This is a genomic window from Plantimonas leprariae (assembly GCF_008802405.1).
Lineage (GTDB): Bacteria > Pseudomonadota > Alphaproteobacteria > Rhizobiales > Rhizobiaceae > Plantimonas > Plantimonas leprariae.
Map to the genome: position 1 here is coordinate 367,528 of NZ_VZDO01000001.1, position 16,302 is coordinate 383,829.

The 16,302-nt window shown below is 70.0% G+C and carries 19 protein-coding genes; 12 read left to right on the forward strand and 7 right to left on the reverse strand.

Annotated elements, in window-relative coordinates; translation table 11 throughout:
* The first annotated feature begins 86 nt into the window (after positions 1–86).
* The 10 genes from mutM to F6X38_RS01735 all read left to right on the forward strand — a co-directional run bounded on the left by mutM (position 87) and on the right by F6X38_RS01735 (position 8,685).
* Positions 87–992, forward strand: a complete 906-nt coding sequence (gene mutM / locus F6X38_RS01690; RefSeq protein ID WP_150967792.1) for a bifunctional DNA-formamidopyrimidine glycosylase/DNA-(apurinic or apyrimidinic site) lyase — start codon at positions 87–89, stop codon at positions 990–992.
* 146 nt (positions 993–1,138) lie between these two features.
* A complete protein-coding gene (rpsT, locus tag F6X38_RS01695) occupies positions 1,139–1,414 on the forward strand; it encodes a 30S ribosomal protein S20 (protein ID WP_150967793.1) in 276 nt (91 codons plus the stop codon).
* A gap of 647 nt (positions 1,415–2,061) precedes the next feature.
* Positions 2,062–2,496 carry a rhodanese-like domain-containing protein gene (locus F6X38_RS01700; RefSeq protein WP_150967794.1) on the forward strand — a complete coding sequence of 145 codons (435 nt, stop codon included), beginning with the start codon at positions 2,062–2,064 and terminating at the stop codon, positions 2,494–2,496.
* A 50-nt stretch (positions 2,497–2,546) separates the two neighbouring features.
* The gene (gene dnaA, locus F6X38_RS01705) at positions 2,547–4,034 is read left to right on the forward strand and encodes a chromosomal replication initiator protein DnaA (RefSeq protein ID WP_150967795.1); all 1,488 of its coding nucleotides are present in this window, start codon (positions 2,547–2,549) and stop codon (positions 4,032–4,034) included.
* 117 nt (positions 4,035–4,151) lie between these two features.
* Positions 4,152–5,270: a DNA polymerase III subunit beta gene (dnaN, locus tag F6X38_RS01710; protein ID WP_150967796.1), complete on the forward strand. Its 1,119-nt coding sequence runs from the start codon at positions 4,152–4,154 to the stop codon at positions 5,268–5,270.
* Between the two features lie 28 nt (positions 5,271–5,298).
* Entirely contained in the window at positions 5,299–6,450 is a 1,152-nt protein-coding gene (gene recF / locus F6X38_RS01715; protein WP_150967797.1) for a DNA replication/repair protein RecF, read from the forward strand.
* The gene (gene moeB / locus F6X38_RS01720) at positions 6,447–7,196 is read left to right on the forward strand and encodes a molybdopterin-synthase adenylyltransferase MoeB (protein ID WP_150967798.1); all 750 of its coding nucleotides are present in this window, start codon (positions 6,447–6,449) and stop codon (positions 7,194–7,196) included. The genes recF and moeB overlap by 4 nt, the downstream gene beginning before the upstream one ends.
* Positions 7,193–7,489, forward strand: a complete 297-nt coding sequence (locus F6X38_RS01725; protein WP_150967799.1) for a putative quinol monooxygenase — start codon at positions 7,193–7,195, stop codon at positions 7,487–7,489. The genes moeB and F6X38_RS01725 overlap by 4 nt, the downstream gene beginning before the upstream one ends.
* A gap of 3 nt (positions 7,490–7,492) precedes the next feature.
* Positions 7,493–8,176 (forward strand): alpha/beta fold hydrolase, encoded by a 684-nt coding sequence (locus tag F6X38_RS01730; protein ID WP_150967800.1) that lies wholly within the window; start codon positions 7,493–7,495, stop codon positions 8,174–8,176.
* Between the two features lie 8 nt (positions 8,177–8,184).
* Positions 8,185–8,685, forward strand: a complete 501-nt coding sequence (locus F6X38_RS01735; RefSeq protein WP_150967801.1) for a DUF2937 family protein — start codon at positions 8,185–8,187, stop codon at positions 8,683–8,685.
* Here the strand turns inward: F6X38_RS01735 and fabI are convergent.
* The 3 genes from fabI to fabA form a co-directional block, all read right to left on the reverse strand.
* Positions 8,678–9,529, reverse strand: coding sequence for an enoyl-ACP reductase FabI (gene fabI, locus F6X38_RS01740; protein WP_150967802.1), 852 nt, complete (start codon positions 9,527–9,529; stop codon positions 8,678–8,680). The genes F6X38_RS01735 and fabI overlap by 8 nt on opposite strands.
* Positions 9,530–9,561: 32 nt before the next feature.
* On the reverse strand, positions 9,562–10,782 hold the full coding sequence (fabB, locus tag F6X38_RS01745) for a beta-ketoacyl-ACP synthase I (RefSeq protein ID WP_150967803.1): 1,221 nt from the start codon (positions 10,780–10,782) through the stop codon (positions 9,562–9,564).
* Positions 10,783–10,849: 67 nt separating this feature from the next.
* Positions 10,850–11,374 carry a 3-hydroxyacyl-[acyl-carrier-protein] dehydratase FabA gene (fabA, locus tag F6X38_RS01750; RefSeq protein WP_150967804.1) on the reverse strand — a complete coding sequence of 175 codons (525 nt, stop codon included), beginning with the start codon at positions 11,372–11,374 and terminating at the stop codon, positions 10,850–10,852.
* Positions 11,375–11,545: 171 nt separating this feature from the next.
* On the opposite strand from fabA, the gene F6X38_RS01755 reads away from it, so the two are divergent.
* Entirely contained in the window at positions 11,546–11,986 is a 441-nt protein-coding gene (locus F6X38_RS01755) for a hypothetical protein (RefSeq protein WP_150967805.1), read from the forward strand.
* Between the two features lie 97 nt (positions 11,987–12,083).
* Complete coding sequence (gene irrA, locus F6X38_RS01760) at positions 12,084–12,545, forward strand: iron response transcriptional regulator IrrA (protein WP_246191131.1); 462 nt, start codon at positions 12,084–12,086, stop codon at positions 12,543–12,545.
* Positions 12,546–12,587: 42 nt separating this feature from the next.
* Here irrA and F6X38_RS01765 read toward each other — a convergent pair whose 3' ends face one another.
* The 4 genes from F6X38_RS01765 to pabB form a co-directional block, all read right to left on the reverse strand.
* Complete coding sequence (locus tag F6X38_RS01765) at positions 12,588–13,076, reverse strand: SH3 domain-containing protein (protein ID WP_425482811.1); 489 nt, start codon at positions 13,074–13,076, stop codon at positions 12,588–12,590.
* A gap of 317 nt (positions 13,077–13,393) precedes the next feature.
* Positions 13,394–14,269 carry an aminotransferase class IV gene (locus tag F6X38_RS01770; protein WP_150967807.1) on the reverse strand — a complete coding sequence of 292 codons (876 nt, stop codon included), beginning with the start codon at positions 14,267–14,269 and terminating at the stop codon, positions 13,394–13,396.
* A complete protein-coding gene (locus F6X38_RS01775) occupies positions 14,253–14,852 on the reverse strand; it encodes an anthranilate synthase component II (RefSeq protein WP_150967808.1) in 600 nt (199 codons plus the stop codon). Before F6X38_RS01775 ends, F6X38_RS01770 begins: the two co-directional genes overlap by 17 nt.
* A complete protein-coding gene (gene pabB, locus F6X38_RS01780; protein ID WP_150967809.1) occupies positions 14,840–16,246 on the reverse strand; it encodes an aminodeoxychorismate synthase component I in 1,407 nt (468 codons plus the stop codon). The genes F6X38_RS01775 and pabB overlap by 13 nt, the downstream gene beginning before the upstream one ends.
* Positions 16,247–16,302 lie beyond the last annotated feature (56 nt).

The window sequence follows — 16,302 nt, forward strand, 5'->3', positions numbered from 1 at the left end:
CGTTGGTTCCGCGGCAGGCACTACCTGAGAAGCGTGCCGCGTACCATCTTTGCAGCCGTTCTTCTCGTCAGCCGAGCTAAACGCCGATGCCGGAATTGCCAGAGGTCGAGACGGTGCGCCGCGGGCTGCAGCCCTTCATGGAAGGGGCGACGATCCGCGGCGTGGAGTTGCGCCGGCCGACCCTCCGCTTCCCTCTGCCCGAACGCTTCGCCGAGCGACTGGAAGGGCGGCGGATCGACTCGCTCGCCCGCCGGGCGAAGTACCTCGTCGCCCACCTGTCCGGCGGGATGGAGGATCTCGCGCTCGCCATGCATCTCGGCATGTCGGGCTCGTTCCGGATCGAGCCGGCCGAAGGCGCGGTGGAATCGCCCGGCGAGTTCCTCTACCCGCGCGGGCTGCCCGGCAAGCACGACCACGTCGTGTTCCATCTCGACTCGCCGGAGCGAGGCCACGCCGCCGTGGTGTTCAACGACCCGCGCCGCTTCGGCTACATGACGCTGATCGAGGCCGACGCGATCGACGCGCACCCGCATTTCCGCGGTCTCGGGGTGGAGCCGCTCGGCAACGAACTCGCGGCCGACTCACTCGCCCCCTTCTTCGCCAGGCGTCTCGCGCCGCTGAAATCCGTGCTCCTCGATCAGCGCGTCGTCGCCGGCCTCGGCAACATCTACGTCTGCGAATCGCTGTGGCGGGCCGAATTGCATCCCGGCCGCGCGGCGGGAACGGTGGTCGGCGAAAACGGCGAGCCGACGGTGGAACTGGAACGGCTCGTCCGCCACATCCGCGAAATGCTCGATGACGCGATCCTCGCCGGCGGCTCGTCGCTCCGCGACTACCGGCAGGCGGACGGCTCGCGCGGCAGCTTCCAGGACCGCTTCGCCGTCTACGACCGCGAGGGCGAGCCCTGCCGGCGGCAGGCCTGCGGGGGCACGGTCGGGCGGATCGTCCAGTCGGGCCGCTCCACCTTCTTCTGCCCGGTCTGCCAGCATTGAAATCGCCGCACCGCGGTTGACGGAACGGCGCGCCCCTGCCTATAAGGCCGCGAAGTTCGGCGGTGCCCCGCGGCGCCGCCCTTGCTGTTGCGACGTTCTTCGCTGTCGGCGTCAAGCGCCGCGCCTTGTATTTGAGAGAGACTGGAATGGCCAATACGCCCTCGGCCAAGAAGGCCGCGCGCAAGATCGAGCGCCGCACCGAAGTCAACAAGAACCGCCGCTCGCGCGTGCGCACCTTCCTGCGCAAGGTGGAGGAGGCGATCGCCTCCGGCGACAAGGAAGCGGCGCAGACCGCCTTCCGCGCCGCCGAGCCGGAACTGATGCGCGCCGTGTCGAAGGGCGTCTTCCACAAGAACACCGCGTCGCGGAAAATCTCGCGCCTGTCGGGCCGCGTGAAAGCGGTCGGTGCGGCGACCGCCTGAGTCGCGCAACCTCGCACGGTTCGACGACGATTGCATGAAGGGCTCGGCATCGCCGGGCCCTTTTCGATTCCGCCGGAGCCGGTGCGGAATCGCTTTATGACGGCGGAGTCAAGTGGGTTGGAAAACCCGCCGGGATCGAACCGTCAAAAATTCATCGCTCTTTTCAAGCAGTTAGCGATGGTCTCTCCGCGGCAGCCGGATGCCGGCTAACGAATTTCCCGCAACCCCTTGAGTCAAGTAGGTGCGGCAAATCGCGTGCGAAAATAATTTCGCCGCAATTCCAACAACGGCAGACTCCGCGGATTCGGATAACTGAATCATATCGTTGGCTTTTCCGGCCTGCCGCTCGCCTCCTGCGAGTCCGGGCGGCATCGGATGCACGCAAGGCGATTCCGGTTTTTCGGTGGTTGCGGAGGCCGAGAGCCTCGGCTTAGCTTTTCCCCAAGAGAAAATACACAAGGGTTGAATTGCGGGAGCGGAGCGCACGGTGGTCCGGCTTGACGGATCCGTGCGGCGAGCGTGGGGAGGCAGCCCGAACGAGCGCGGGACCGGTATTCCGGTCGCCCGGGCCTCGGCATCGGCGCCGCAAGCCCGGATCGTCTCCGCACCGCGCATCCTGCCCTTGTGCAGTCGGGGAACACAACGTCATGAGCGGCAACTACGAGGGCGACGTCACCGTCGACGAATGCTGGTCGGCCTTGTCCGACGACCCGGAGGCTTTCCTGATCGACGTGCGGACGGCGGCGGAATGGACCTATGTCGGCGTGCCCGTTGCGCCGGCCGACGCCCGCCAGCCGGTCTTCGCCGAATGGCAGAGCTTCCCCTCGATGCAGGCCGATCCGGCCTTCGCCGACAAGCTCGGCCGGCATATCCTCGGCAGCGGCGGCACGCACGACACGCGCCTCTACTTCCTTTGCCGTTCCGGGGCGCGCTCGATGGCGACGGCGGCGGCGATGACGGCGGCCGGCTTCGCCCACTGCTTCAACGTGATCGACGGCTTCGAGGGACCGGTGGACGAGAGCGGCCATCGCGGCCGCGCGGCCGGCTGGAAGGCGGAGGGGTTGCCGTGGCAACAGCGCTAGCCCCCGCCCGCTCGCCTTTTCGACCGCTTCCCGCCGGAAGCGGTCTCCTCATGCATTCAGGAATGAACGACGATATGCAGCAGCAGCCGGTGCCCGCAGGTGCGAAGAAGACCACGGCCGAAATCCACGACCGGGTGAATGCGCGGCTGAAGGCCCAGCTCGGCCAGGACGCTTTCGCGAGCTGGTTCGGGCGGATGCAGATCGACGAGATCGGGCGCGGCACGGTGCGCGTGTCGGTGCCGACGGCCTTCCTGAAGACCTGGATCCGCTCGCACTATGCCGACGCCCTCGCGGCGATCTTCGCGGAGGAAGTGCCGGGCACGCTCCGGGTCGACGTCGCGGTGCGCAGCGCCGTGCGCGGCGCGTCCCTCCCCTCGCCCGTCGCCGACGACCCGGCCGGTGCCGCGCAGGCCGCCCCGATGTCGACGAAGGCGGCGGAAGGCAGCCCGCGACAGGCGGAGCGCGATGCCGCACGTCCGTCCGGCGGCGCGGCCGAGTTCGGCTCGCCGCTCGACGGGCGCTACCTCTTCTCGAACTTCGTGGAAGGCGCGGCGAACCGCGTGGCGCTGGCGGCGGCGAAGGCGGTCGCCGAGAACGGCCCGCAGTCGGTGCGCTTCAACCCGCTCTTCATCCATGCCAGCGTCGGGCTCGGCAAGACGCATCTCCTCCAGGCGATCGCCAATGCCTGCGTCGCCCGCGAGGACCGGCCCCGCGTCGTCTACCTCACCGCCGAATACTTCATGTGGCGCTTCGCCACCGCCATCCGCGACAACCAGGCGCTGTCCTTTAAGGAGAACCTGCGCGGCATCGACATCCTCGTCATCGACGACATGCAGTTCCTGCAGGGGAAATCGATCCAGCAGGAGTTCTGCCACCTCCTCAACGCCCTGATCGACTCGGCGCGGCTGGTGGTGGCGGCGGCGGACCGGCCGGCGCACGAACTGGAATCGCTCGACCCGCGCGTGCGCTCCCGCCTCGCCGGCGGCGTCGGCATCGAGATGGCCGCGCCCGACTTCGACATGCGCAAGGGTATCCTCGAAGCGCGCATCCAGCAGATGCACGCCGAGGACCCCTCGTTCCGCATCGAGAGCGGCACGGTGGAGACGATCGCGCGGCGCGTCGTCGGCTCGGGCCGCGACGTCGAGGGGGCGTTCAACCAGATCGCCTTCCGCCATTCGGTCGGCCAGCCGCTCAGCCCCGAGCATCTCGACGACCTCCTCAACTCGATCACCCGCACGGGCGGCGAGAAGCGGGTGCGCGTCGAGGACATCCTGCGCTTCGTCTCGCGGCACTACAACGTCTCGAAGACCGACATCCTGTCGGCGCGGCGCACCCGCACCGTGGTGCGTCCCCGCCAGATCGCGATGTACCTGGCGAAGACCATGACGCCGCGCTCGCTGCCCGAGATCGGCCGGCGCTTCGGCGGGCGCGACCACACGACGGTCCTCCACGCGGTGAGGAAGATCGAGGCCGAGCGGGCGGGCGATCCGAAACTCGGCGAGGAGCTCGACCTGATCCGCCGGATGATCGAGGAATAGCGGGTGCGGGGCGGCTATCGGGCCGCCCCCGTTCTTTTCAAGCCGCCCCGTTCCCGCTACAACGCAAGACCCTGCCGGGCGCCTCCCGTCCCGGGCGCTTTTCCCGGTTGAAGTTCCATGCGTATCCTGATCGAGCGATCGAACCTCCTGAAGACCCTCGCCCACGTCCACCGGGTCGTGGAGCGGCGGAACACGATCCCGATCCTGTCGAACGTCCTCCTGAAGACCGACGAGGCGGGTCTCCGGCTGAAGGCGACCGACCTCGACATCGAGATCACCGAGACCGTGCCGGCGGAGGCCGAGCAGACCGGCGGCACGACGGTCCCGGCGCACCTCCTCTACGACATCGTCAGGAAGCTGCCGGAAGGGTCGGAAGTGCGTCTCGCGACGAACGGCGACGGCGGGCAGATGACCGTCTCGGCCGGCCGGGTGAACTTCCGCCTCCAGTGCCTCGCCGAGGCCGACTTCCCCGACATCACGGCGGGCACCTTCACGCATTCGTTCCGGATGCCGGCCGCCGACCTCCTCCGCCTGATCGAGCGGACGCAGTTCGCGATCTCCACCGAGGAGACGCGCTACTACCTGAACGGCATCTACCTCCACGCGATCGAGAACGGCGGTGAAACGCGGCTTCGCGCCGTCGCGACGGACGGCCACCGTCTGGCGCGGGCCGAGATCGACGCGCCGGACGGCTCGAAGGGCATGCCCGGCATCATCGTGCCGCGGAAGACCGTCGGCGAACTCCAGAAGCTTCTCGGCGAGCACGACGAGGACGTCTCGGTCGAACTGTCGGACGCCAAGATCCGCTTCACCATCGGCCCGGTGGTGCTGACCTCGAAGCTGATCGACGGCACCTTCCCGGACTACCAGCGCGTCATCCCGCAGAACAACGAGAAGGCGCTGACGCTCGACCGCGAAAGCTTCTCGGCCGCCGTCGACCGCGTCTCGACCATCTCCTCCGAGCGCGGCCGTGCGGTGAAGCTGGCGCTCAGCGGCGGCCAACTCACGCTCACCGTCAACTCGCCGGATTCTGGCACCGCCACCGAGGAGCTGCCGGTCGGCTACGAGGCGGACGATCTCGAGATCGGCTTCAACGCCCGCTACCTCCTCGACATCGCCGGCCAGCTCGCCGGCGAGGAGACGGTGTTCATGCTGGCCGATCCGGGCTCGCCGACGCTGATCCGCGACCAGGGCGACGAGGGCACGCTTTACGTCCTCATGCCGATGCGGGTGTGAGACGATCGCCGCTTCGCAGCCAGCCGACATCGCAGCCTCTGTCGGCGACGCGCCCTTCGTCGGCCTGACGAGCCTCGCGCTCACCGATTTCCGCAACTACGCCGCGCTTTCCATCCGGCTCCGCTCGCGCTTCGTCGTACTGACCGGCGACAACGGCGCCGGCAAGACCAATCTGATGGAGGCCGTATCGCTGCTCACCCCGGGCCGCGGGCTCCGGCGGGCGAGCTACGGCGAGACCGCGCGGAGCGGCGGTTCGGGCGGCTTCTCGGTGCGCGCCGAGGCGGAAGGCGCGCTCGGGCAAACGCGGCTCGCCACCTTCGTGAAACCCGGCGAGGACGGTGAAGGCGCGGCCCGCGCGGTCAGGATCGACGAAACCGTCGCCCGCTCGGCCGACGAACTGCTGGATCACCTGCGCGTCCTGTGGCTGACGCCGGCGATGGACGGGTTGTTCACCGGTCCCGCGAACGACCGTCGCCGCTTCCTCGACCGGATGGTCCTGTCGATCGACCCGGCGCACGGGCGGCGCGCCGCCGATTACGAGCGCGCCATGCGCCAGCGCAACCGCCTGCTTGGGGAGCCGAGGGCCGACCCGGTCTGGCTCGCCGGCATCGAGGAGCAGATGGCCGAGCTCGGCGTCGCGATCGCGCTCGCCCGGGCCGAGCTCGTCGGCCTGCTTCGCGCCATGATCGGCGAGGCGCCGGACGACGCGCCCTTCCCGAAGGCGGACCTGACGCTCGACGGCGGCTATCCTTTCCCCTTCGAGGGCATGGCCGCGAGCGACCTCGAAACCGAGGCCGCCCGCCGCCTCGCCGAGGCGCGCGGGCTCGACGCCCGGGCCGGCCGCACGCTGGAAGGGCCGCACCGGGCCGACCTCGCGGTCTTCCACCGGGCGAAGGCGATGCCGGCCGCCCTCTCCTCCACCGGCGAGCAGAAGGCGCTACTGATCGGCCTCGTGCTCGCCCATGCGCGCCTCACCAGAGCCGTGTCCGGCATCGCGCCGATCCTGCTTCTCGACGAGATCGCCGCCCATCTCGATCCCGGCCGGCGCGCCAGCCTCTTCGACATCGTCGAGGGCCTCGGCGTCCAGTCCTTCATGACCGGCACCGACGCCTCGCTGTTCGCAGCGCTCGGGCCGCGAGCCCAGCATCTCACCGTGTCGAACGGGACGGTCGCCGCGTGACGCTTTCCCCCGACGAACTCGCCCGCTACGCGCGCCACATCGTGCTTCCCGAAGTCGGCGGCGCCGGCCAGCAGGCGCTGAAGCGCGCGAAGGTGCTGGTGGTCGGGGCGGGCGGCATCGGCTCGCCGGTCGTGCTCTATCTCGCTGCCGCCGGCATCGGCACGATCGGCATCGCCGACGACGACGCGGTGTCGCTGTCGAACCTGCAGCGGCAGGTCCTGCACGGCACCGCCGACGTCGGGCGCCCGAAGGTGGAAAGTGCGGCGAGCGCCGTCGCGCGCCTCAACCCGCACGTCGCCGTCGTGCCGCACGCCGTGCGGCTGGACGACCGCAACGTCGCCGCGACCGTCGCCTCTTACGACCTCGTGCTCGACGGCTCCGACAACTTCGCCACCCGTTTCCTCCTGGCCGATGCCTGCGCGGCGGCGGCGAAGCCGCTGGTCTCGTCCGCCGTCAACCGCTTCTCGGGCTCGCTTACGGTGCTGATGCCCTATCGCGACAGCCACCCGTCCTATCGCGACCTGTTCCCGGAGCCGCCCCCGGAGGGTCTGGTGCCGACCTGCGCCGAGGCCGGCATCCTCGGCGTCGTCACCGGCATCCTCGGCACGCTCGCGGCGACGGAGGCGATCAAGCTCGTCTGCGGCATCGGCGAGCCGCTGGTCGGCCGGCTTCTGATGATCGACGCGCTGGACATGCGCGTCCAGACGATCACCTATCGGCGCAAACGGAAGGACGCACCGGAATGATCACCGTGATCGCGACGCTGAAGATAAAGGCCGGCACCCGGGACGACGTGGCCGCGGCCGCGCATCCCTGCATTGAGGCGACACGCAAGGAGGCCGGCTGTCGGCGCTACGACCTCACCTCGAACGTGCTCGATCCGACGCAACTCGTCTTCGTCGAGGAATGGGAAAGCCGCGAGGCGCTGGAAGCGCATTTCAACACCGATCACATCAAGGCTTGGCGCGAGGCGGGCAAGCCCTTCGTCGAGTCGGCGGTGGTCGAGATCATCCACGCGACGCAAGTCGAGCGGCTCTAGCCGATGCGTCTGGTCTTCGTCCCGGCGCTCGCCTGCGACGCGGACCTCTACGCGCCGCTGATCGAGCGTCTCGGCGCGGATTTCGACTGCATCACCGTCGTTCCCGCGCAGCCGACGCTGCGGGAATGCGTCGGCGCGGTGCTGGCGGCGGCCGGCTCGGAGCGGTTCGTCGTCTGCGGCACCTCCTTCGGCGGCCACGTCGCGCGCGAGACCGCCTTCGCGGCCCCGGATCGCGTCGCGGGCCTCGTGATCATGGGAGCCGGCGCGGCGGGCGTCGCCGATCCGGCTCCGCTTGAAAAGCGCCGCGCCGCGATCGAAAGCGGCCGTCGGGCCGAGATGCTGGAGGAGATGGCGCGGGCGATCGTCTTCGAGCCGGACGGGCGCGGCCGGACCGCGGCGGACGGCTTCCGCCGCATGGCCGCCCGCTGTCCCGACGCGACGCTCCTCGCGCAGAACGAGGCTCTGCTCAGCCGTCCGGACCGGCGCGCCGATCTCGGTTCCTTGTCCTGCCGCACCCTCCTCGTCTGGGGCGAGCACGACGCCTTCTCGCCCGTCGCGGCCGCCCGCGAAATAGCGGCCGCCCTGCCGGACGCGGAACTCATCGTCCTGCCGGATTGCGGCCACCTGCCGAGCCTCGAAGCCACCACCCGCGTGGCGGACGCGATCCGCGCCCGCTTCGCCGGCTAGGGCCGCCGATGCGGCTCCTGTCGCGTATCCTCTTCGCGGCGCTCGGCGCCTTCCTGTTCGGCCAGTCCGCCGAATGGACGCAGCAATATCTCCAGCGCCTCGGCGGGGCGGCGGACGAACTCCGCGCCGTCGTCGGCCGCTTCGACGAGGGCGCGGCCGCATCCGGCCTCAGCCGCGAGGCGGCGGTCGCCCGGCTGAAAAGCCAGTCGGACGCGCTGGCGGCCCGGCAGGGACGCGACGCGGAAGCGACAGCGGCACGCTATGCCGAGGTGGAACGGCGCTACCGTGACCTCTCGGCCGCCGCCCCGCTGCTCCGACCCTTCGTCGCGCTCGGCGACATGGATGGCGGCATCGCGGCGCGGGCGATGGACGACTTCCGCCCCGCCCTCCCCGTCACGCCGGACGGGCTGGCGCTGACCGGTCTCGGCTTCGTCGCCGGCTGGGGAACGGGAAGCAGCTTGGCCGGCGCCGCGCGCATGGCGCGGCGGCGACGCGGCGTCGCTACTTGACCGCCTCCGGCACGGCGTCCGGCACGGCGGGGATCTCGCCCTTCTGCTCCTGCACCTTCAACTCGTCCAGCGCCGGCATCGACATGACGTTGTAGCCGGAATCGACGTAGTGGATCTCGCCGGTGACGCCGTTGGCGAGGTCCGACAGGAGGTAGAGCACCGCGCCGCCGATCTCGTCCGTCGTCACGTTGCGGCGGAGCGGCGCGTGCTTGCGCTGGTAGTTCAGCATCAGCCGCGCGTCGGAAACGCCGGCCCCGGCGAGGGTGCGCACCGGTCCGGCGGAAACCGCGTTGACGCGGATGTTGCGCGGCCCGTAGTCGGCCGCGAGATAGCGCACCGAGGCCTCCAGCGCCGCCTTCGCGACGCCCATGACGTTGTAGTTCGGCATGACGCGCGTCGAGCCGCCGTAGGTCAGCGTCAGCACCGAGCCGCCCGAGCCCATCAGTTCCGTCGCCCGCCGCGTAATCTCGGTGAACGAGAAGCAGGAGATCAGCATGGTGCGCTGGAAGTTCTCGCGCGAGGTGTCGGCGTAGAGGCCCTTCAGCTCGTTCTTGTCGGAAAAGGCGAGCGCGTGGACGAGGAAGTCGAGGCGACCCCATTCCTGCTCGATCCTGTCGAACATGGCGGCGACGGAGGCGGCATCCTCGACGTCGCAGTCGAGCAGAAGCGTCGCGTCGATCTCGCGCGCCAGCGGCCGGACGCGCTTGCCGAAGGCCTCGCCCTGGTAGCTGAGCGCAACCTCGGCCCCGTGCGCGTGCAAAGCCTTCGCCGCGCCCCAGGCGATCGAGTTGTGGTTCGCGACCCCCATCACGAGGCCGCGTTTGCCCTTCATCAAATCGCCCATCCCGCTTCCTTTTGTTTCTTCTTGTTGGGTGATCAGGCGTCGAAGCGCCGGAACACCAGCGTGGCGTTGGTGCCCCCGAAGCCGAAGGAGTTCGACAGCACCGTGTCGAGCTTCGCACCGTCGATGCGCTCACGCGCGATCGGCAGGTCGGCGAATTCCGGATCGATCTCGTCGATATGGGCACTCTTCGCGATGAAGCCGTGCTTCATCATCAGGAGCGAGTAGATCGATTCCTGCACGCCGGTCGCGCCGAGCGAATGGCCCGTCAGCGACTTCGTCGCCGAGATCGGCGGGATCCGGTCGCCGAACACCTCGCGGATCGCCTGGATCTCCATCTTGTCGCCGACCGGCGTCGAGGTGGCGTGCGGGTTGATGTAGTCGATCGGCGTATCGACGCCTTCCAGCGCCATGCGCATGCAGCGCACCGCACCCTCGCCGGACGGCGCGACCATGTCGTAGCCGTCGGAGGTCGCGCCGTAGCCGACCACCTCGCCGTGGATCGTCGCGCCCCGCGCCTTCGCGTGCTCCAACTCCTCCAGGACGAGAACGCCAGCGCCACCCGCGATCACGAAGCCGTCGCGGTCCTTGTCGTAGGCCCGGCTCGCCACCGCCGGGCGGTCGTTGAAGTCGGAGGACATCGCGCCCATCGCGTCAAAGAGGTTCGACATGGTCCAGTCGAGGTCTTCCGAGCCGCCGGCGAAGATCACGTCCTGCTTGCCGAGCTGGATTGTCTCGTAGGCGTTGCCGATGCAATGGTTCGATGTCGCGCAGGCGGACGAGATCGAGTAGTTGACGCCCTTGATCCGGTACTGCGTCGCGAGCACGGCGGAAGCGGTGGAGCTCATCGCTTTGGGCACCGCGGTCGGGCCGATGCGCTTCGGCCCGCCCTTCTCCACCGTGGTCTGCGCCGCCTCGAAGATGATCCGCGTCGAGGGGCCGCCGGAGCCCATGATGATGCCGGTGCGCGGGTTCACGACGTCGCCCTCTTCGAGGCCGGCATCCTTGATCGCCTGCTCCATCGCGATGAAGTTCCAGGCCGTGCCCTTCGCCATGAAGCGCGCGGTGCGCCGGTCGAGGACGGCGAAGGGATCGAGCTTCGGCGCGCCTTCGACGCGGCAGCGGAAGCCGTGGGCGGCGTAGTCCTCGGCGAACGAAATGCCGGACTTCGCCTCGCGGAGCGACTGGAGCACCTCGCCGACGTCGTTGCCGATCGACGACACGATGCCCATTCCGGTGACGACGACACGCTTCATCAGTTCCCTATCTCCCGTGGAGCCGACCGCGACGCTGCGCGCGGGAACGCCCCGGCCTGTGGCCCGTTCAGCCGCCGGCCGGCTCGTCCTGATCGACGAACAGCCCGACGCGCAGGTCGCTCGCCTTGTAGATGATCTCGCCGTCGGCCTTCATCCAGCCCTCGGCGATGCCGAGCTTCAGTTTCGAGCGCATCACGCGCCTGAACTCGACGCCGTACTCCACGAGCTTCACGTTCGGCGTCACCTGCCCCGTGAACTTCACCTCGCCGACGCCGAGCGCGCGGCCGCGTCCGGGCTCGCCCAGCCAGCCGAGATAGAAGCCCGTCATCTGCCAGAGCGCGTCGAGCCCGAGGCAGCCGGGCATGACGGGATCGCCCTCGAAATGGCAGCCGAAGAACCAGAGGTCCGGCTTCACGTCGAACTCGGCCCGGATCGAGCCCTTGCCGAACTGGCCGCCGTCGGTGGTGACCTCGGTGATCCGGTCGAACATCAGCATCGGCGGCAGCGGCAGTTGCGCGTTGCCCGGCCCGAACAGCCGGCCGTGCCCGCATTCGATGAGATCGTCGTAGGTGAAGCTGGTCTTCTGGAGCACCGCTGTTTTCCGGTCCGGGCGCGGAACGAGCGCCGGTTCGCCGCGCCCTGTAGCACGGGTCTCGCGAAAGGTGAAAGACGGTCGCATTCCGTCAACGCCTCTCCCGCCGCGCTTGCGCCTGCGTGCCGGGAATGCGTAAGCCGTCGCCGCGATGCGAACGGGATGCCGACGATGCGACGATTTCCGGCGGCGGCCGCCTTGCTTCTCGCAGCCCTGCCCGCCGGGGCGGCGGACGGCTGGACCTTCCGCGCCGCGGACGGCGGCAGCGCCGGCTTCGCGTCGAACGGCACCTATCGCGGCCTGTGGTTCGCCTGCACGGCCGGCGGCGGCGCGCGCCTCCTGATCGGGACCGGCGGAACCCGCCTCCAGCGCGGCGTCGACCAGACCGCGGTGGTGACGGTGGACGGCACCGCCTTCCTTCAGGTCGCGCGGGCGAGCGACGACGGCGAGCCCGCCCTCGACCGCCGCCTGCCGCCGACGGAGTTCCGGCAACTCGCCGAGGCGCTCGCCAAGGGCAAGGCGGCCGAGGTCTCGATGCCGGCCGGGCGCTTCGCGCTGCCGCTCGCGGGCTCCGGCCGGGCGCTCAAGAGCCTTCTCGCCGCCTGCAGCTGACGGATCGCGGGACTTGGGTTCGGCTCGCGGCCACCCCATCTCTTGCGACAGGAACGCACTTTACACTACAAGGGAAGTCGACGTTTCGAGTGGTGCGATGACGGTGGCGATGGATACCCGGCGAGGCAAGCAGTCGTTCTGCGTGTTCGAGCGCCTTCGGGCGGCGGGCCTCAGGCCGACGCGCCAACGCGTCGCGCTGTGCAACCTGATCTTCTCGAAGGGCGACCGGCACCTGTCGGCCGAGGAACTCTACGAGGAAGCGCATCGGGCCGGCGAGTCGGTATCGCTCGCGACCGTCTACAACACGCTGCACCAGTTCACCGATTCCGGTATCGTCCGGCCGCTGACCGGCGAAGGCCAGCGCACCTATTTCGACACCAACGTCTCGGACCACCACCACTTCTTCTTGGAAGACAGCAACGAGATGGTGGACATCCCGAACGGCGGGGTGCGGCTCGACCAGTTGCCCGACGTGCCGGAGGGCATGGAGATCGTCAACGTCGACATCGTGGTGCGGCTGCGCCGCAAGCCCGGCGCGGCGGCCAAGCCGGCCAACTGACCGGAGGCGGCGCGAGGCGCCGCCGGCCGATCGCGGTCTCTTCTAGAATTTCTCGTCCGGATAGACGCCCCAGATGTCGTTCTGGCGCACGTAGCCCTTGCGGCCCGAGACCTCGACCTCGCACCAGGCGAAGGCGCATTCCTTCACCTTCGACACGACGCCGGGCTCCATCTTGGCGACGACCGTCGCGTCCTCGCTGGTGTTGCGGTGGAGGTCGATCGTCGTGGTCTTGCCCTTCAGCCACGGCGCGGCGATGCCGGTGCGAACGCCCGACAGCAGCGAGTGGTAGACCCAGCCCTCGGTGCCCTCCGAGTCGCGGATGCGGCGCCAGAGTTCGTATTCCTGCACGATCTCCACCGGCAGGCCCGGCTTGGTGTAGAGCCAGGAGACGGCGTAGTCCTTGCCCGGGCCGACGCGCAGGTTCACCCGCGCCGACTTCAGCGAGACGAAACGCGGCAGCGGCAGCTTCGAGGCGGACCCTTCCTCAGCCCCGGTTTCGCCCGGCACCTCCTCCTCGGGCGCAGCGGCCATGCTCGCCGGATCGTCGTCGGTCGGCGCGGCCATCGCCGCCCGCTGCGGCAGCGAACCCATCGTCGCGGCGATCAGGAGCAGCGCCAGGAGGCTGCGGGAGGCGTTCGAGCGGGCGGGCATGGCGGGGCGGGAACTCCGGGCGAACGCCGCCGATCGCCCCATCGAAGCGAAACGCGGCGCGGAATTGGAACGGAACGAACCGCTTCCGGGCGGCGAAGCGGTTGCCCGTCCCCGCCCTGCCCTTCGGCATCCGGACTATCGCCCAACGCGGTTAACAACGCGTTGCGACGACCGTCCGCTCTCCGCCGGCGTTCGGCTCAGAAGGTCCAGGCGTCCGCGCCGAGCGTGCACCCGGCCTCGGCACCGCACTCCGCCGCGATCGCCTCGCGAAGCAGCGCCGCCAGCCTGCGGAGGGTCGATCCGCCTCGCACGGCCAAGGCCTCGCCGCCGATCGCCGTGGCGGGCGCGAGAAGCCGCAAGCTGCTCGTGACGAAAACGGCGTCGGCCGCGAGGAGGTCGCCCGGCACGAGGCTCGCCTCCCGGGCTTGGAGACCCGCCCGCCTCGCAAGGTCGAGCAGCTCGGCGCGCACGATGCCGGGCAGGACCCCGTCCGCGAGCGGCGGGGTCGCGAGTTCGCCGTCCCGCAGCGCGAAGACGTTGCCGGTCGCCGCAGAGGCGACGCGCCCAGCCGTGTTCAGGAACAGCGCCTCGTCGAAGCCTTCCCGCTTGGCGGCCTGAAAAGCGAGAACGCCGTCGAGATAGTTCAGCGTCTTCAGCCGAGATGTCGGCGACGTCTCGTTGCGGCGGATGGCGCTCCAGCCGAGGCGCAAGGGCGCGAAGGCGGCGGCCGGCGGTCCGGCGGCGTTCGAGACGATAAGCGTCGGGCGCGTCGCTGCCGGCGGCGCGAGGCCGCGGGGTCCGGCCCCGCGCGTCGCGGTGAGGCGCACCGAGCCGGTGCCGGCATCGGCCGCCGCCGCGTCGATCATCCGGCCGGCAAGCTCCATGTCCGGCGCGAAGCCGAGCGTTTCGCAGGCCCGCGCCAGCCGCTCCAGATGCGCGTCGCGGCAGGCGACCCGGCCGCCCAGCACGAGCGCGGTGTCGAAGACGCCGTCGCCGAGGAGGAGGCCCCGGTCGGCCGGATCGAGCGGGATGGTCGGCGCGTCGTGCCGCGTGCCGTCAAGCCAGACCGCCATCGCGCCACCATCTATCCGCCGAGCCGAGGAAATTCGCGAGGAGCGCGTGGCCGTGTTCCGACAGGACGGATTCGGGGTGGAACTGCACGCCGAGCGTCGGATGCCGCCGATGCGCCAGCGCCATAACCTCGCCTTCCGGGGAACGCGCGGTGACACGCAGATGCTCGTCCATCGCCGGTTCCTCCACGACGATCAGCGAATGGTAGCGGCCGACGCGCAAGGGGTCCGGCAGTCCCGCGAACAGGCCGTCGCCGTCGTGGGAGATCGCCGAGGCCCGGCCGTGCATCGGCACCCGCGCCGGCTCGACCCGGCCACCGAAGCAGGAGCCGATGCACTGGTGGCCGAGGCAGACGCCGAGGATCGGCACGCGGCCGGACAGCGCACGGACGAGGTCGAGCGAGACGCCCGCCTCCCGCGGCGAGCAGGGGCCCGGCGAGATCAGGATCGCCGCGGGGCGCAGTGCCTCGATCTCCGCGAGGTCGATCCGGTCGTTGCGGACGACGCGCGTCTCGCGGCCAAGTTCCTCGCAGTAGCGGACGATGTTGAAGACGAAGGAATCGTAGTTGTCGATCACGAGGAGCATGGCGGCTCCTCGGGTTCGAAGGCCGCGAAGATGCGCTCCGCCTTCGCCAGCGTCTCGCGATACTCCGCCGCGGGGTCGGAGAGCAGCGTCACGCCGCCGCCGGCCCCGAAGCGGGCGCGGCTGGGCTCCAGCGCGACGGTGCGGATCGCGACGTTGAGGTCCATCGCGCCGTCGAAACCGAGCCAGCCGATCGCGCCGCAATAGATGCCGCGCCCGGCGCCCTCGATCTCGGCGATGATCTCCATCGCGCGCAGTTTCGGCGCGCCGGTGATCGAGCCGCAGGGAAAGGCGGCCGCGACGAGGTCGAGCCCGTCGAAACCCTCGCGCAGCCGGCCGGTCACGACCGAGGTCAGGTGATGCACCGAGGCGTAGCTTTCCAGCCCGCAGAGCACCGGCACGGCGACCGTGCCCGGCCGGCACACCCGCGACAGATCGTTGCGCAGGAGATCGACGATCATGACGTTTTCGGCGCGGTCCTTCTCGGACGCCGCCAGCGTGCGCGCTGCCGCCAGATCCTCCGCCGAATCGGCGGCGCGGCGCGCGGTGCCCTTGATCGGCCGGGCTTCTACCGCGCCGTCGGCGCCGCATCGGAGGAACCGTTCCGGCGAGGACGAGGCGATAGCGCGACCGCCGTCCAGCGCCAGGAAGGCTCCGAACGGCGCGGGGTTCGCGTGCCGCAGCCGCCGGTAGAATGCCCAGGCGTCGAAGCCGGACGGCAGCGACGCCTCGAAGCGCTGCGCGATGTTCGCCTGATAGATGTCGCCGGCCGCGATATAGGCCCGCACGCGTTCCACCGCCGCGGCGTAGGTCTCGGCGGTGAAGTTGGAGCGCCAAGGGCCGACCGGCTGCACGGCGGCAACGGAGTCGCGCGTTTTGCGCAGGAGCGCCAGCAGCCCTTCCGCCCGCGCCGCCGCACGGGCCGCACGCCGCTCCCTGTCCGTTTCCGGCAAGCCGGACGAGTAGAGCAGGCACCGTCCGTTTCGGTGATCGAAGGCGAGCACGAGGTCGTAGAATCGGAACAGCAGTTCCTCGCCCGCCGGCCGTGGACCGGGCGCCGGCGGGCGCTCGTCCAGCCGCGCGCCGAAATCGTAGGACACGAAGCCGATGCCGCCGCCGCGAAACGGGGAGGCGCCGTCCACTTCTCCTTCATCGAGACGGTATCTCGCGATGACCTGTCGCAACGCATCCAGCGGCGGCCCGGCGAGCGCCTCGCCGTTCCAGCGGGCGACGCCGTCCGCGACGCGGAAGGTGCCGAAGGGCTCGATCCCGACGAAGGACCAGCGCCCGACCTCGCCGGACGGCGCGGCGCTGTCGAGGAAGGCGAAACCCGGCCGGTCCGACAGGGCGTCGGCCACGTCGATCGCCGCCTCGAAGTCGAGCTCGATTCGCCGCACTTTCCCGTCCGCTTTCCGTTTCCCGCCTATCCTTGCGAAGCGGACCCGCGCGGGCA

Bases quoted from the DNA above. Each gene is read 5' to 3' on its own strand.
- mutM (WP_150967792.1), top strand. From the start codon at position 87: ATGCCGGAATTGCCAGAGGTCGAGACGGTGCGCCGCGGGCTGCAGCCC.
- rpsT (WP_150967793.1), top strand. From the start codon at position 1,139: ATGGCCAATACGCCCTCGGCCAAGAAGGCCGCGCGCAAGATCGAGCGC.
- F6X38_RS01700 (WP_150967794.1), top strand. From the start codon at position 2,062: ATGAGCGGCAACTACGAGGGCGACGTCACCGTCGACGAATGCTGGTCG.
- dnaA (WP_150967795.1), top strand. From the start codon at position 2,547: ATGCATTCAGGAATGAACGACGATATGCAGCAGCAGCCGGTGCCCGCA.
- dnaN (WP_150967796.1), top strand. From the start codon at position 4,152: ATGCGTATCCTGATCGAGCGATCGAACCTCCTGAAGACCCTCGCCCAC.
- F6X38_RS01725 (WP_150967799.1), top strand. From the start codon at position 7,193: ATGATCACCGTGATCGCGACGCTGAAGATAAAGGCCGGCACCCGGGAC.
- F6X38_RS01730 (WP_150967800.1), top strand. From the start codon at position 7,493: ATGCGTCTGGTCTTCGTCCCGGCGCTCGCCTGCGACGCGGACCTCTAC.
- F6X38_RS01735 (WP_150967801.1), top strand. From the start codon at position 8,185: ATGCGGCTCCTGTCGCGTATCCTCTTCGCGGCGCTCGGCGCCTTCCTG.
- fabI (WP_150967802.1), bottom strand. From the start codon at position 9,529: ATGGGCGATTTGATGAAGGGCAAACGCGGCCTCGTGATGGGGGTCGCG.
- fabB (WP_150967803.1), bottom strand. From the start codon at position 10,782: ATGAAGCGTGTCGTCGTCACCGGAATGGGCATCGTGTCGTCGATCGGC.
- F6X38_RS01755 (WP_150967805.1), top strand. From the start codon at position 11,546: ATGCGACGATTTCCGGCGGCGGCCGCCTTGCTTCTCGCAGCCCTGCCC.
- irrA (WP_246191131.1), top strand. From the start codon at position 12,084: ATGACGGTGGCGATGGATACCCGGCGAGGCAAGCAGTCGTTCTGCGTG.
- F6X38_RS01765 (WP_425482811.1), bottom strand. From the start codon at position 13,076: ATGGCCGCTGCGCCCGAGGAGGAGGTGCCGGGCGAAACCGGGGCTGAG.
- F6X38_RS01770 (WP_150967807.1), bottom strand. From the start codon at position 14,269: ATGGCGGTCTGGCTTGACGGCACGCGGCACGACGCGCCGACCATCCCG.
- F6X38_RS01775 (WP_150967808.1), bottom strand. From the start codon at position 14,852: ATGCTCCTCGTGATCGACAACTACGATTCCTTCGTCTTCAACATCGTC.